The 14,698-nt window shown below is 66.9% G+C and carries 11 protein-coding genes; 8 read left to right on the top strand and 3 right to left on the bottom strand.

From position 1 onward, the window contains the following. Positions 1–172 precede the first annotated feature (172 nt). The 5 genes from DFO47_RS07415 to DFO47_RS07395 are packed head-to-tail and all read left to right on the top strand — an operon-like array spanning position 173 to position 6,359. The gene (locus tag DFO47_RS07415; RefSeq protein ID WP_243835379.1) at positions 173–1,789 is read left to right on the top strand and encodes an aspartate aminotransferase family protein; all 1,617 of its coding nucleotides are present in this window, start codon (positions 173–175) and stop codon (positions 1,787–1,789) included. Next, on the top strand, positions 1,786–3,126 hold the full coding sequence (locus tag DFO47_RS07410) for a lysine N(6)-hydroxylase/L-ornithine N(5)-oxygenase family protein (protein WP_133831202.1): 1,341 nt from the start codon (positions 1,786–1,788) through the stop codon (positions 3,124–3,126). The genes DFO47_RS07415 and DFO47_RS07410 overlap by 4 nt, the downstream gene beginning before the upstream one ends. Beyond that, complete coding sequence (locus tag DFO47_RS07405; RefSeq protein WP_133831201.1) at positions 3,123–3,716, top strand: GNAT family N-acetyltransferase; 594 nt, start codon at positions 3,123–3,125, stop codon at positions 3,714–3,716. Before DFO47_RS07410 ends, DFO47_RS07405 begins: the two co-directional genes overlap by 4 nt. Continuing rightward, positions 3,706–5,553: an IucA/IucC family siderophore biosynthesis protein gene (locus tag DFO47_RS07400; RefSeq protein ID WP_133831200.1), complete on the top strand. Its 1,848-nt coding sequence runs from the start codon at positions 3,706–3,708 to the stop codon at positions 5,551–5,553. Before DFO47_RS07405 ends, DFO47_RS07400 begins: the two co-directional genes overlap by 11 nt. A 26-nt stretch (positions 5,554–5,579) precedes the next feature. Further along, positions 5,580–6,359, top strand: a complete 780-nt coding sequence (locus DFO47_RS07395; protein ID WP_133831199.1) for an SDR family NAD(P)-dependent oxidoreductase — start codon at positions 5,580–5,582, stop codon at positions 6,357–6,359. Here the strand turns inward: DFO47_RS07395 and DFO47_RS07390 are convergent. Further along, the gene (locus tag DFO47_RS07390; RefSeq protein ID WP_133831198.1) at positions 6,309–7,451 is read right to left on the bottom strand and encodes an FUSC family protein; all 1,143 of its coding nucleotides are present in this window, start codon (positions 7,449–7,451) and stop codon (positions 6,309–6,311) included. The genes DFO47_RS07395 and DFO47_RS07390 overlap by 51 nt on opposite strands. Positions 7,452–7,671: 220 nt before the next feature. Then, positions 7,672–9,258 carry an MFS transporter gene (locus DFO47_RS07385; RefSeq protein ID WP_018763722.1) on the bottom strand — a complete coding sequence of 529 codons (1,587 nt, stop codon included), beginning with the start codon at positions 9,256–9,258 and terminating at the stop codon, positions 7,672–7,674. 431 nt (positions 9,259–9,689) lie between these two features. On the opposite strand from DFO47_RS07385, the gene DFO47_RS07380 reads away from it, so the two are divergent. Beyond that, complete coding sequence (locus tag DFO47_RS07380; RefSeq protein ID WP_133831197.1) at positions 9,690–9,947, top strand: hypothetical protein; 258 nt, start codon at positions 9,690–9,692, stop codon at positions 9,945–9,947. Positions 9,948–10,065: 118 nt separating this feature from the next. On the opposite strand, the gene DFO47_RS07375 is transcribed toward DFO47_RS07380, so the two are convergent. Next, a complete protein-coding gene (locus DFO47_RS07375; protein WP_133831196.1) occupies positions 10,066–12,567 on the bottom strand; it encodes an ATP-dependent DNA ligase in 2,502 nt (833 codons plus the stop codon). 40 nt (positions 12,568–12,607) lie between these two features. On the opposite strand from DFO47_RS07375, the gene DFO47_RS07370 reads away from it, so the two are divergent. Further along, complete coding sequence (locus tag DFO47_RS07370) at positions 12,608–13,708, top strand: Ku protein (RefSeq protein WP_133831195.1); 1,101 nt, start codon at positions 12,608–12,610, stop codon at positions 13,706–13,708. 149 nt (positions 13,709–13,857) lie between these two features. Continuing rightward, positions 13,858–14,697 (top strand): class I SAM-dependent methyltransferase, encoded by an 840-nt coding sequence (locus DFO47_RS07365; RefSeq protein ID WP_018763718.1) that lies wholly within the window; start codon positions 13,858–13,860, stop codon positions 14,695–14,697. Position 14,698: the final 1 nt, after the last annotated feature.

Below are 14,698 nucleotides of genomic sequence, written 5' to 3'. Positions count from 1 at the left end.
CCGGTGCCTCGGGGCGGGTAGCTGCGGTTCAAAACGAAATACATCACAAAAGTTTGATTAAAAGGGTTACCTAAGTAAGGCTTACCTTACAAGAATGCAGGGTGGGGTGTTCGGCTCCAGCCCTGCCCGCTACGACCACTGCCACTCCGGCAATGCCCAGCAAAGGAAACCCATGCCGCTGATGCCCCACCCTGCTCCGCACGTGGAAACACCGCTTCCCGCCACCGCCTCACCACAGGGCCCGCCAGCCGCTTCCGCCGGCCAGGACTTTGCCTCCCGGCTGGAACTGGCGCTCGGGGCCAGCAACCACCTCCTCAATGCCAGGAATTCAGCCCGGTACGTGGCGCAGGTCCTGCAGGGTGTCACTGCCGTGGCCACCAAGCTGGAGCGGACCACCCGGCCCTTTACCGGCGTCGAACCGTCAGCGCTGGAGGCCCGGGTGGGGGCGGTTGACCTGGACGTGCCGCTGCGGGACACCGCTGCGGCACTGGAGGAGCTCGAGGACGTCTACCTGCGCGACGCCGTCTATTTCCATGACCCCAAATACGCGGCGCACCTCAACTGCCCGGTGGTGATCCCGGCACTGGTGGGCGAGGCCGTCCTTTCCGCCGTCAACTCCTCGCTGGACACCTGGGACCAAAGCGCGGGGGCCACCATGATCGAGCGGCGCCTCATCGACTGGACCGCGCAACGGCTGCACCTGGGCGCCGCCGCTGACGGTATCTTCACCTCCGGGGGCAGCCAGTCCAACCTGCAGGCGCTGCTGATCGCCCGCAACCACGCAGTGGCAGGCCTCCGCCAGGACCCGGCCCGCAGCGGCCTCCGCCTGCCGGCGCTGCTGGATAAACTCCGGATCTTCACCTCCGGGGACAGCCACTTCAGCATCCAAAAGTCGGCCGCCATGCTCGGCCTCGGATTCGACGCCGTCATCAGCGTCCCCTGCACGCCGGACCGCCGGATGGACCCCGAAGCCCTGGCCGATGCCCTGGCCGACGCCAACCGGGCCGGCCTGGTCCCGATGGCGGTGGTGGCCACCGCCGGGACCACCGACTTTGGCGCGGTGGACCCGCTCGCAGACCTCGCTGCCCTTGCCCATGCCTCCGGCGCCTGGCTCCACGTGGACGCCGCCTACGGCGGCGGCCTCATGGTCTCCGGCCGGTACCGGCACCTCCTGGACGGGACCCGGTTCGCGGACTCGGTCACCGTGGATTTCCACAAGACCTTCTTCCAGCCCGTCAGCTCCAGCGCGCTTCTGGTCCGCGACCGGGCCATGCTGCGGCACGTCACCTTCCACGCCGACTACCTGAACCCGGAAAGTGCTGCCCTTGCGGACATTCCCAACCAGGTGGACAAGAGCCTCCAGACCACCCGCCGCTTCGACGCCCTGAAACTGTGGCTCACGCTGCGGATCATGGGGGCGGACGCCATCGGCGCGCTGTTCGACGAAGCCATCGACCTCGCGGGTCGCGTCGGATTGCTCCTGGAGGCAGACGACGACTTCGAACTCGCGGCACCGCCGCAGCTCAGCACCCTGGTGTTCCGCTACCGCCCGCGGCTGGACGGGGGAGCGCGGCTCAGTGAGGACGCCGCCGACGCGCTCAATCCTGCCGTGCGCGCCGCCGTCTTCGCGTCCGGGCGGGCGGTGGTTGCCGGGACCACGGTGGGCGGCCGCCACTACCTGAAGTTCACCCTCCTCAATGCCGAAGCCACCCTGGAGGACATCGCCGGCATCATCGACCTCCTGCGCCGCACCGGCGCGGACCTCCTGCAGGACGGTGCCGCCGCATGACCACCCCCGCAACCGGCCACGTCCATGACTTCGCAGCCATCGGCGTCGGCCCCTTCAACCTTGGCCTCGCCGCCCTGGCTGAGCCCGTCGAGGGCCTGGCCGGCATCTTCCTCGACCAGCGCGAATCCTTCGAGTGGCACCCCGGCATGATGCTGGAGCCGGCCCACCTGCAGGTCCCTTTCCTGGCGGACCTGGTGACCATGGCGGACCCCACCTCGCCCTACTCGTTCCTGAACTTCCTCAAGCAGACCGGCCGGCTGTACCGGTTCTACATCCGCGAGGACTTCTACCCGCTGCGAGCCGAATACAACCAGTACTGCCAGTGGGTGGCCGGGCAGTTGCCTTCGGTACGTTTTGGCACAACCGTGCTGGATGCGGCGTACGACGACGGCGTGTACCGGCTGGCCGTCTCCGGCCCCGGCGGCACGGAGGTACTTTCCGCCCGCCGGCTGGTGCTGGGCACCGGCACCAGCCCCTACGTACCGGAAGCCGGCCATGGCATCATGGCCGAGGCCGCCGCAGGCCGCGGGGGCATGGCCTTCCACAATGCCGACTACCTGGCCCGGAAGGCGGACCTGCAGCAGCGCCGCAGCATCACCATCGTGGGCAGCGGGCAGAGTGCGGCGGAGATCTACTATGACCTGCTCACGGACGCGGACGCCCACGGGTACCGGCTGGACTGGGTGACCCGCTCCGGCCGGTTCTTTCCCCTGGAGTACACCAAACTGACCCTCGAGATGACCTCGCCCGAGTACGTGGACTACTTCTATGGCCTCCCGCCGCACCGCCGCGACCACCTCAACAAGACGCAGAAGAACCTCTACAAGGGCATCAACGCGGACCTGATCGACGCAATCTACGACCTCCTCTACACCCGGAGCCTCGCCGGGATGGTGGACACGCGGCTGCTGACCCATTCCACGCTCACAGCCGCCGCATGGGACGCCGCCGCCGGAACCCACACCCTGCGCCTGCACCACGACGAGCAGGGCACCGCCTACACCCTGGACAGCGACGCCGTGGTTTTCGCCACCGGCTACACCTACCGGGAACCGGAGTTCCTCGCGGGAATCCGGGACAGGATTGCCCGGGACAGCGGGGGCCGTTTTGCGGTGGACCGCAACTACAGCACCGGTGTGGAACCCGGAGAGATCTTCGTCCAGAACGCCGAGCTGCACACCCACGGATTCGCCACCCCGGACCTGGGCATGGGCGCCTACCGCAACTCGTGCATCCTCCGGGCAATTAGCGGCCGGGAGGTCTACCCGGTGGAACGCAGCATCGCGTTCCAACAGTTCGGCGCACCGGAGAGCATCACGGCGGAGGTGCCCGCATGAGATTCACGTTCCGCTGCGTCGACCCCGCGGCCGACGCCCCGCTCCTGCACAGCTGGGTCACGCGGCCCTACGCCTCCTTTTGGGGAATGCTGGCCGCCGGCGTTGACGACGTCGAAAAGGAGTACGCCGCCATCCAGTCGAGCGGACACCACCATGCCCTGCTGGGGCTCGACGACGGCATTCCAGCCTTCCTCGTTGAGGAGTACCTGCCCGCGTCCTCACCGCTGGCCACGGCCTACCCGGTCCGGCCCGGTGACGCCGGCATGCACCTGCTGGTGGCTCCGCCGTCGAACGCTCCTGTTGCCGGCTTCACCACGGCCGTCATGGATGCCGTGCTGGCCCGGCTGTTCGCCAAGCCCGGGGTGGACCGGATCGTTGTGGAACCCGACGTCCGGAATACCCGGATCCACGCCCTCAATAAACGGCTCGGCTTCCGCCCCGAGGGGGTGGTGGCCCTCCCGGACAAGGACGCGCTCCTGAGCTTTTGCAGCCGGGAGGACTACCTGGCTGCCCGGGCGTTGAACCTTCTCACCGCCCCAATCCGCTTGCCCGCCACCTCGACCGCAATGGAGCACCACTGTGACCACTGACCTCTACCCCGCCCCGGCCGCTGCCTTCCCGTCCGACGTTTCCCACCTCAGCCTGCACCGCTGGGAGGCAGCCAACCGGCATCTGCTCCGCAAAGCGCTCGCCGAGTTCTCGCACGAACGGATCCTTGCGCCTGAGCGCCTTCAGGAGATGGACCACGCCGCCAGCTATCGGGTGGTCAGCGACGACGGAACCCGCGAGTACCGTTTCGACGCGCGGATCCTGGACCTGGACCACTGGTCCATCGATGCCGGTTCAATCCGGCATCTCCACGAGGGCGCCGAGGCGCCGCTGGACGCCATGGAGTTCATCACGGCCTTCCACACGACCCTCGGCATCACCATCTCCATGCTTCCGGTCTACCTGGAAGAAATCAGCAGCACGCTGGCCGGACACGCCTACAAACTGGCGGCCCGCCGGCCGGACTCGGCGGAACTGGCGGCTGGAATAACCCGCGGCGCGGACGCTGCCGCCGATTTCCAGGCCATCGAACGCAGCATGTCCGAGGGCCACCCCTGCTTCGTGGCCAACAACGGCCGGCTGGGCTTCGGCATCGGCGATTACCACGCCTTCGCCCCCGAAACCGGTGCCGCCGTGCGCCTGGAATGGATCGCCGTGCACCGCAGCTGCGCCGTCTTCACCGCGGCTGCCGGGCTGGACTACCGGACACACCTGGCCGCCGAACTGGGGCCGCTGCTGGACACTTTCCACGCCGTGCTGGCGGAACAGGGACTCGAGCCGGAGCAGTACTTCCTCATGCCGGTGCATCCCTGGCAGTGGCAGAACAAGCTCACGGGTACGTTCGCGGCGGAGATCGCCCGGCAACGCATCGTCCACCTGGGCAGGGGAACCGATCAATACCAGGCACAGCAGTCGATCCGGACGTTCTTCAACACCGCGGCCCCCGCCAAGCACTACGTCAAGACCGCCCTGTCCGTGCTGAACATGGGCTTCATGCGCGGACTCTCCCCGCAGTACATGAAGGCGACGCCCGCCATCAACGACTGGTTGCGGGAACTGATCGGCTCAGACCAGGCGCTGCAGCGCCGCGGGTTCACCATGATCGGCGAGGTAGCCGCCGTCGGTTACCACAACCCGCATTACGAGGCCGGCTCCGCGGAAGGCTCACCGTACCGGAAGATGCTGTCCGCGCTCTGGCGGGAAAGTCCGCTGCCGCTGCTGCGCGACGGCGGGCAGCTGGCCACCATGGCGTCGCTCCTGCATGTGGATACGGCAGGAAAGCCGATGGCCGCCGCACTGATCGAACGTTCCGGGCTGGCGGCCGCCACATGGCTCCGCCGGTACTTCGAGGCCTACCTGGTTCCCTTGGTGCACTGCCTCTGCCGCTATGAGCTGGCGTTCATGCCGCACGGCGAAAACGTCATCCTGGTCCTGGAAAACGGCGTGCCCGTGCGGGCCGTCATGAAGGACATCGCCGAGGAAATCGTCGTGATGGGGGACCGGCTGGAGGTGCCCGCCGAGGCCGCAAGGATCAAGGCCGCGATTCCTGATGGGGAGAAGGTATTGGCAATCTTCACCGACGTCTTCGACTGCATCTTCCGCTTCCTCGCGGCCCTGCTGGACGAGGACGGCACCCTGCCCCAGGAGGAGTTCTGGCGCACCGCAGCCGCAGCCATCCGGGACTACCAGGCGGAGCATCCAGAGCTTGCGGACCAGTTCGCAAGACACAACCTGTTCGCCCCGGACTTTCCACTGTCCTGCCTCAACCGGCTGCAGCTGCGCAACAACCAGCACATGCTGGAGCTCTCCGATCCCTCCGGCGGCCTGCAGCTGGCCGGACGCCTGGCCAACCCGCTGGCCCGGTTCGCAGGGGTGTAGCATCGGCAACTGGTTAGGCTGGCAGCATGGAGCCAACAATCGCACTCGTCACCGGAGCCAGCGCCGGGCTGGGACACGAATTCGCCAAGCAGCTCGCGGCCCAGGGGCACCCCCTTGTCCTGGTGGCCCGCAACGCCTCCCGTCTGGAGGAAACCGCGGCGGACCTGCACCGGCGGTACGGAATCACGGCTGAGGTCCTGCCCGCTGACCTCACGGTGGACGCCGACGTCGCCGCCGTCGTCGAACGTCTCAAGGACCCCGCGCGGCCGGTGGGCATCCTGGTGAACAATGCCGGTATCGGGCTGCTGCACAACTTCGAGGACAACCCGATCGGGGCGGAAAAAGACCACCTGAAGCTGCACGTGGAAACGGCCATGGTGCTCACCCACGCGGCGCTCGGCGGAATGCTCGAACGCGGGGAGGGCAGGATCATCAATGTGGCCAGCGTGGCCGCCTTCCTACCCCGCGGCACCTACTCGGCAGCGAAAGCATGGCTGGTCAGTTTCAGCCGGTGGGCCAACCTGGCGTACCGCCGGCGCGGGATCAAGGTCACCGCGGTATGTCCGGGGTTTACGCATACCGAGTTCCACGACCGGATGGGCATGGACAAGTCCGTGGCCCCGTCCTGGACGTGGCTGCGTGCGGAGCGGGTGGTGCGGGAAGGCCTGGCGGACAACGAGCGCGGCAAGGCGGTGTCCGTACCTTCCAGGGGCTATAAGGTGGTGGCCGCCGTGGCCAAGCTGGCGCCGGCGCGGCTAATGGCGGGACCGGCGCGCAAACCCAAGCCGGAGCGCAACCCCGGGTAGCTGTAGCGGGCCTTCGAAGCCGGTGCCTGCTTGCGGCCCGGAGCGGCGGACGGCCACCACTACCAGGATGCCCAGCAGCGCGCCCACCAACGTTTCCACGGCCCGCTCCAGGATCAGGACCCCTGGTTCGGCCGGCGAGGCCAGTTGGGTCATGAGCAGGATCACCGGGGTGAACCAGACCATCGCCAAGCCGTAGTGCCTGGTCATGAACAGCTCGGTGGCGAACTGGAACAGGATCACCAGGAGGGCCAGCACCTGGGCATGGCGCGCAGGCTCCTGGAACGCGGGGTACAGCCCGGCCAGTGTCCAGGGTGCCGGAAGGAGGACGACGGCGGTCACGGCCAGGCCCAGGAAGGTCCCCACGATGCGGTGGATGCCGCGCCGGACACGGCTGGGAAGGTCCGCCCCGGCGAGCGGCACTGCCGCGGCGGCCATGGCCCAGTGCGGGTGGCCGCTGCCGCTGAGGACGCCCACTGTTCCGGCGGCGCCCACGGCCAGCACATACCGTGCGGCGTGGACCAGCAGCTCACGCCGGCCCGCCGGGGTGGGGGAGGGCACGGCCCTGGTGGCGCCGGGTTCCCAGGACCTGCGCCGTATCCAGCCGCTGAAGCCCACCGCCATGGAGAACACAGCCGATCCGCCGGCGATGAGCATCGCCACATACCAAGGGACCGCGACAGGAACGGAAGCGCAGGCTCCGAGGGCCAGGATGCCGAAGAAGGGTCCGTTGGGTTTCAGCCGCACCCGGTCCGAGTAGGCGGAGCCCACCCCGGCAAGGGTGGCTTCCACGGCCACCAGCCACCAGGAATGGAGGTGGTTGATGGACAGCGTGATCCCCACGGCCACTCCGCAGAGCAGTACCAAGGCGGCCTGGCCTTGGTGCCGAAGCCGCAACTGGTGGGGCTCCGAGCGGCCGTACATCCCGGTAAGGGCACCGAACACGGCGTAGATGATCAGGTCAGTCCTGCCCAAGGCCAACAGGATCAGGGAGGGGGCTGCGACGCTCAGGGCAACCCGGAGCGCCGCAAGATGGTCGTTGGTGGCCGGTTCCAGCCGGTGCAGCGCGCGCACCTGGTCCACTACGCGCTTCATATCCCGAATCCATTCCCTGTTACTGCGGTGCCGGCGCCTGATAGGGCCTTTGGGAACGTATCACCAGGCATCCCGCAGAGTCATATGTTGCCGGCTGGGCTCCTGACACACCAGGACATCCGGCGGGCACGCGAAGGCCCGCTTCCGTACTTCCCGCAGGAAGCACAGGAGCGGGCCTGTGAGCGTGGGCTACAAGAATGCCCGGGCGGCAGGCGGGAGCTTACGCTCCTGCCGGAACACCGCGGTGTGCATGCGGATCCGTGCCGTCCTGGGTGTCGAACGGCAGTTCGTCCAGGTTGATCAGCGGGTTCTGGTCCTGGGTCTCCACCAGTTCCTTGGCTTCCGCCTGGGTATCAACGCTGGGCATCGATCCCGGGAGGGGGCGGTTGGCGGATTCCTTCAGGAAGTAAATGGCCACGGCGCCAACCAAAGAGGTTGCCATCAGGTAGTACGCCGGCATCATGTCGTTGCCGGTCGATTTGATCAGCAGTTCCACGATGAAGGGTGTGGTTCCGCCGAAGATCGCCACCGCGAAGTTGTAGGCAATGCCCATGGCTCCGTAGCGGCTCGACGTGGGGAACTGGGCCGGCAGGGCCGAGGCGAGGTTGGCCACGTAGAAGGTCACGGGGAAGGCAACCAGGGCCAGGCCTGCCAGGGTGGACCAAACGGCACCGATACCGATCAACAGGAACGCCGGAACGGCCAGGACGATGGTGCTCACCGCACCGATCCACAGCACGGGGCGGCGGCCGATCCGGTCAGACAGCCTGCCGGTCAGTGGGATGCAAAGGCTCATGACTACCAGCACCGGGATGGTCAACAGCGTGCCGTGGAGCTCGTCGTAACCCTTGGCGTCGGTCAGGTAGGTGGGCATGTAGGAGGTCAGGGCGTAACCAGCCGTGTTGGCGGCCGCAACCACAACCATGGCCACGATGATCGGACGCCAGTAGGCCTTGACGATACCGACAGGTCCCTTGGCCGTAGGGGTGCCTTCGGAGGCGTTCTTGGCGTTTGCCTCCTGGGCGTCCAGGGTGGCCTGGAACTGTGGCGACTCCTCGATCTTGCTCCGGAAGTACACTGCGATCAGGCCCAGCGGGCCCGCAATCAGGAACGGGATACGCCAGCCCCAGTCCTCCATGGTGGCCTGGCCCAGGGTCAACTGCAGGACCGAGACCAAGGCCGCGCCGATAGCGAAGCCCATGTAGCTGCCCAGGTCCAGGAAGCTGGCAAAGAAGCCACGGCGCTTGTCGGCGGCATACTCGCTGACGAAGGTGGTGGCACCGGCATATTCACCGCCGGTGGAGAAACCCTGGATGACTTTAAGGAGCACCAGCAATGCTGCCGCCCACAATCCAATCTGGGCGTATCCGGGCAGCAGGCCGACGGCGAACGTGCTGGCCGCCATGATCATCAGCGTGGTTGCCAGGATCTTTTGCCGGCCCACTTTGTCGCCGAGCCAGCCGAAGATGACGCCACCGAGGGGGCGGGCGATAAAGGTCGCCGCAAACGTGCCCAGCAGGAAGAGGTTCTGCGTCGTGGGATCGGATTCCGGCAGGAACACGGGCCCCATGGTGGTGATGAGGTAGCCGAAAACGCCGACGTCGTACCATTCCATCGTGTTTCCAACGATGGTGCCGCCCAGTGCTTTTTTGAGCATGGGCTGGTCAACTACGTTGACGTCGGATTCCTTGAGCCGGCGGCGTGGCAGGAGCCTGGGCTTCTTGGCAGCCGTGGGGGCCGCAGGGTCGGTTCCGCGGGCGCTCTTGGCGCCTGCTGGAGAGTGGTTACTGCTTCGGTCTGTGGGCATTTGGGCAACTCCTGTGGAGGTCATTTGCTTGCGACTTGTAGCTGCCCCGCTCCGGGCAGGCCTTCAATTTTACGGGATGTCTATGGCGTTTGCTCGGCTCAATGGCGTAGCATGCTCCCTTTTCTACCCCTGAAGCGCCGCATTTGGTACCTTTTTTCGCCGTGGATTCCCGCGCTACTACTGGGAAGCAGGCTGATCAACGGCGCCGTTACCAAAAATTTTTCTCGGGAACCGTTTCAAGCCGTTTATTTGGGTAATTGCGGGCGCGGAAGTGAGCACGGTCACGGCCTCAGGAGGGGTTCACAGGAGCCTTCGGGGTGCCTATGGTAGAGCGATGAACACACTTCTTTTCGGCTGACTGCCCGCGCACGCCCGGGCGCCCGGCCGGCGCCTCGTTTCAACGAAGAACGATGGAAGGAAGGGAAAAAGACATGGGTGAAGAGTCCAACCAGTTCCACATCAGGCCAGAGGTGGCGGACCATCTTGCCGCAGCCATGGACGCCCCGGTCACACCCGGGCCCGCAGTAAGCGGGGCTGTCCCCCTGGCCCGGCAGAATGCATGGCCGGATGGCGGCGGCAAACGCCGGCATCCGAAGGACCGGGCTGCCGGATACGGCCGCATGGGCCACGAGGCGGCAGTAACCGCCGTCCACCGGACCGGCCGGCCGCAGATGCCGCACTCCTCCTAGCCGCCTGGCAAAGGCCACTGCACCGATCGAAACGCAAATTACCTGGCACCCCGGAAATGTCGCGGGCGCCGGGTAATTTCCGTCTTGCCGCGCGCACTGTACGCCGCAAACCGGGGCCTCATTCCCGGACCACCTCCGCCGGGTCCTTGTCAACGCGCCAGCCCCGCCACCGCGGGTGCCGCAGCCTGCCCGGACCGGTCCATTCGCTGTAGGTCACCTCTCCCACCAGTTCCGGGGCCACCCAATGGGCGTCCGCTGCGTCCAAACGGGGGACATCGTGGAACGGGGATGCCTTCCGGCCCAGCCGTTCCACGGTTTGCCGCAGTTCCGTGAGCTCGCGCATGCTGAAACCACTGCCCACCCGGCCCACGTACTGCAGCTTGTCGCCATCGGGAATCCCCACCAGCAGTGAGCCCACCGTCTCTTCCCGGCCGCCCTTCCCCGGCCGCCAACCGCCCACCACCACTTCCTGGGTTTGCTCAAGCTTGAGTTTGATCCAGGTCCGGGTCCGTTGGCCGCTGACGTACCGGCTGTCCGTCCGTTTGGCCATGATTCCTTCCAGGCCCAGCTCCCTGGCGCTGTCCAGCAGGAGCCCCACCGGTTCCTCGAGCACCATGGACAGGTCCACCGGACAGGCCGACGGCCTGAAGAACTCCTCGAGCCTCCGCCGCCGGGTGCTGAGCGGCTGGCGCCGCAGGTCTTTCCCGTCGTCGAAAAGCAGGTCGAACAGCATCAGTTGCACCGGGATGGCGGTGCGGGCTTTGGCGACGTCGGCGGCCCGGGTGAGTTTCATCCTGCCCTGAAGGAGCCCAAAGTCGGGCCTGCCGCCGGGGCCGACGGCGATGATCTCGCCATCGGCCACGAACGGCTGCTCCGGCCAGCAGGCGCGGTCCGTAAGCTCCGGGTAGGTCTTGGTCACGTCGTTGCCGTTGCGGCTCAATATCCGGATCTTTTCCCTGTCGGCCACCAGGATTGCCCGGACCCCGTCCCATTTGAGTTCGAATTGCCACGTGCTGCCGCGCAGGTCGGCTTCGGTGCCCGCCGTGGCCATCATGGGCCGGTATTCGGCAGGGTCCGGGGACGGATCCGGTGCGGTGGGCGCGGTCCGGGCAGGCTCCGCAGCAGGCGCCGTGCCACCTGCGCTGGCTTCGCCCCGTTGCGGCGACGGCTCTGCTGCTCCCGTCGGCGCGTGCCGTGGTCTCCCGCCCGCGTGTTCCGGGTCCATGAGGTGGATGAGCCACTGCTTCTCCCCGTCCTTGTCCCGGCCGCGGCCGGTGTGGATGAGCGCCAGTTTCGTGGGCCCTCCCAGGCCACCACCCTCCGATCCGGTCAGGGTGACGATGACTTCCTTGCCATTGATCCACTTGTGCAGTTCGTAGGTGCCGGTGTCCCAAATGGTCATCTCACCCGCCCCGTATTGTCCCTTGGGGATGGTCCCGTGGAAGGTGAGGTAGTCCATGGGATGGTCCTCGGTCTGGACGGCCAGGTGGTTCTTGCCGCCGGATTGGGGGAGCCCCTTGGGCAACGCCCAGGACACCATGACGCCCTCGTGCTCCAGGCGCAGGTCCCAGTGCAGCCGGCTGGCGTGGTGTTCCTGGATGACGAACGCGTTCCCGCTCGTCGGGATGCCCGCGAAAGGCTCGGGCGTTGCCTTGGGGTCACGCATGGAGCGGTACGCGCCCAGGCGGGGGTCGCCGTCGTGCCCGTCCTCCGGTTCCTCCGCGCGGGCCGCAGCATTGACGACGACGGCGAACGGGTCTTTGCCGTCCCGCACCCGGCGCAGCACTTCCCGGTAGTCCAGGTGCTTCAGGCGGGGAGACCCGATTTCCCGCCACGTCCGCGGGGCTGCCACCATAGGCGTGGGCCGGCCGCGCAGCGAGTAGGGGACCACCGTGGTTTTCGCCGCGTTGTTCTGGCTCCAGTCCACCAGCACCTTGCCCCTGCGGAGCGTCTTCTTCATATCGCTGACGGCGAGGTCCGGGTGGTCCGCCTCGAGCGCCCGGGCCAGTTCGCGGGCGAAAGCGGAGATCTGCTCGGACGTCTGGCTCCCGTCCAGCGCGGCGTAGAGATGGATGCCCTTGCTGCCGCTGGTCACCGGCACCGGTTCCAGGCCCACGTCCTCCAGGATGGACCGCGCGAGCAGTGCCACCTCGCGGCATTCCGGCAGGCCCGCGCCCTCACCCGGGTCAAGGTCCAGTACCAGCCGGTCCGGGTTCAACTGGTTGCCGTGTGCATCCACCCGCCACTGCGGCACGTGGATTTCGAGTGAGTTGATCTGCCCGAACCAGGCCAGCGTGGCGGCGTCATTGACCAGGGGGTAGTGGATGGTCCGGTCCTTGTGGGTGATCGCGGCCCGGGGCAGCCAGCCGGGGGCCGAGTCCTCCAGGTCCTTTTGGAAGAACACCTCACCGGGCTTGCCTGCCGTGCCCACGCCGTTGACCCACCGCTTGCGGGTGGCCGGCCGGTTGGCCGCGGCGGGGATCAGGACGTGGGCCACTGCGGCGTAGTAAGCCAGCACGTCAGCCTTGGTGGTGCCGGTCTCCGGATAGATGATTTTGTCCAGGTTGGTGAGCGTCAATTCGCGTCCCGCCACCCGGACACGTTCCCTAGTGCCGGCCACAGGTCTTCACCTCCGGCCCGCTCTGATGTTGACTGTATGAATGAGAGCCATCTGGAAGGGTGCCATCGCGTTCGGGCTGGTCAACGTGCCCGTGAAGGTCTACAGCGCCACTGAGGATCATGACATCAGTCTGCACCAGGTGCACAACGCCGACGGCGGAAGGATCCGCTACCAGCGCCGGTGCGAGGTCTGCGGCGAGGTGGTGGACTACTCGGACATTGAGAAGGCGTTCGAGGAGGACGGCCGGACCGTGGTGCTGTCCAAGGAGGAACTCAAGTCCATTCCGGCCGAGAACAGCCACGAGATCGAAGTGGTGCAGTTCGTGCCGTCCGAGCAGCTTGAACCCATGATGTTCGAGAAGAGCTACTACCTGGAACCGGATTCCAAGTCGCCCAAGGCGTACGTCCTGCTGCGGCGGGCCCTGGAGGACACGGACCGGGTGGCGGTGGTCCAATTCGCGCTGCGGGAGAAGACCCGGCTGGGGGCCCTGCGGATCAAGGACGACGTGCTGGTGCTGCAGTCCCTCCTCTGGCCGGACGAGGTGCGGGAGGCCAGCTTCCCCTCCCTCGAAGCAGACATCCGGATTTCGGCGCAGGAACGGGACATGTCCGCGGCCCTGGTGGAGTCCATGGCAGCTGATTTCGACCCCACCTCCTTTACCGACGAGTACCAGGTGCAACTCCGCCAGCTCATTGAGGCGAAACTCGAACAGGGTGAATCGCTGGATACGGAGGAGACTTTCGGCGTCGAGTCCGGTGAGGGCGGCAAGGGCGAGGTCATCGACCTGATGGAAGCCCTGAAGCGGAGCCTGGACCGGAAGCGCGGAGGTGCCGCCTCGGGCGGGGATTCCGACGGCGGCGAGGACGCGGCGGACGGGGAACCTGCCAAGCCAGCACGCAAGGCCGCCGGCACCAAAGCGTCCGGCGCCAGGACAGCCGCTGCCAAGACAGGTGCCGATGAGGCAAAGCCGGCCACCACGAGGCAGGCAGGCAAGGCCACTGCCACGAAGGCTGCCGCGAAGCCGGCGGCCAAAACCGCCGCCAAGACCTCGGGCACTAAGTCCGCCGGCACCAAGTCCACCGGCGCAGCTGATGGCAAACCGGCCGCGAAGACCAGCACCAGGACCCGCAAGCCTGCCTGATCCTGTCCGGCCGGGACAGTTGCTGCGCCTTTACAGGGGCTGCCATCGCGTCCACAATGAGTCGCATCGCAGCCTCCGCTGTGCCAACAGCGTGCTGTCACCCATTCGGAAACGGACCCGTGGGAACGGGCACGTAAAGGGGCGCGGACATGAACGACCAGGCAGCAGCGGAGGCGGACCGGCAACTCAAGGCAAAGCACCGGGCCATGTGGGCGTCGGGGGACTACCCGGCGCTCGCGGACGAACTGCTCCTGGAACTGGGTGCCGTGCTGGTGGAGGCGTGCGGCATCAAACCGCGGCAGCGTGTCCTCGACGTTGCGGCAGGGACCGGCAACGCAGCCATCCCCGCTGCCATGATGGGCGCCAAAGTAGTGGCCAGCGACCTCACCCCAGAGCTGTTCGACGCAGGCCGGAAAGAGGCGGCCAACCGGGGCGTCACCCTCGACTGGAAGGAGGCTGACGCCGAAGCCCTGCCCTTTGGCGATGAGGAGTTCGACGCCGTCATGAGCTGCATCGGGGTGATGTTCGCGCCGCGCCACCAGGCCGCCGCCGATGAACTGCTCCGCGTCTGCAAACGGGGTGGCACCATCGGGCTGCTCTGCTGGACGCCGGAAGGCTTCATCGGGGAATTGTTTGCCGCCCTGGGACCGTTCGCGCCCCCACCCCCGGCGGGTGCCCAGCCCGCCACGCTGTGGGGGAGCGAGGAACACCTCCGCGAACTCCTGGGGGACAGGGCGGCCGGGATCCGCACCCGGAAGCAGAACCTGGCCGTCCGGAGCTTCCACCAGCCGGCGGACTTCGTCAGGTACTTCAAATCGCATTATGGCCCGATGATCTCCGTGTACAAATCACTGGCCGATGACCCGGACAAGGTCAAAGCCCTGGACCGGGCGCTCACGGACCTGGCGGACTCCTACGGGGACGCGCACGGCGACATCCCGTTCCAGATGGAATGGGAATACCTGGTCTTCACCGCGAGGAAGGATTGAG

The sequence above is a fragment of the Arthrobacter sp. AG258 genome (assembly GCF_004364695.1).
Taxonomy (GTDB): Bacteria; Actinomycetota; Actinomycetes; order Actinomycetales; family Micrococcaceae; genus Arthrobacter.
Note: the sequence above shows the minus strand (reverse complement) of the source record. Positions and strands in the feature narration are given on the sequence as shown.

Coding starts and splice junctions, on each gene's coding strand:
- DFO47_RS07390 (WP_133831198.1), bottom strand. CDS start 7,451: ATGAAGCGCGTAGTGGACCAGGTGCGCGCGCTGCACCGGCTGGAACCG.
- DFO47_RS07385 (WP_018763722.1), bottom strand. CDS start 9,258: ATGCCCACAGACCGAAGCAGTAACCACTCTCCAGCAGGCGCCAAGAGC.
- DFO47_RS07395 (WP_133831199.1), top strand. CDS start 5,580: ATGGAGCCAACAATCGCACTCGTCACCGGAGCCAGCGCCGGGCTGGGA.
- DFO47_RS07380 (WP_133831197.1), top strand. CDS start 9,690: ATGGGTGAAGAGTCCAACCAGTTCCACATCAGGCCAGAGGTGGCGGAC.
- DFO47_RS07410 (WP_133831202.1), top strand. CDS start 1,786: ATGACCACCCCCGCAACCGGCCACGTCCATGACTTCGCAGCCATCGGC.
- DFO47_RS07370 (WP_133831195.1), top strand. CDS start 12,608: ATGAGAGCCATCTGGAAGGGTGCCATCGCGTTCGGGCTGGTCAACGTG.
- DFO47_RS07405 (WP_133831201.1), top strand. CDS start 3,123: ATGAGATTCACGTTCCGCTGCGTCGACCCCGCGGCCGACGCCCCGCTC.
- DFO47_RS07365 (WP_018763718.1), top strand. CDS start 13,858: ATGAACGACCAGGCAGCAGCGGAGGCGGACCGGCAACTCAAGGCAAAG.
- DFO47_RS07415 (WP_243835379.1), top strand. CDS start 173: ATGCCGCTGATGCCCCACCCTGCTCCGCACGTGGAAACACCGCTTCCC.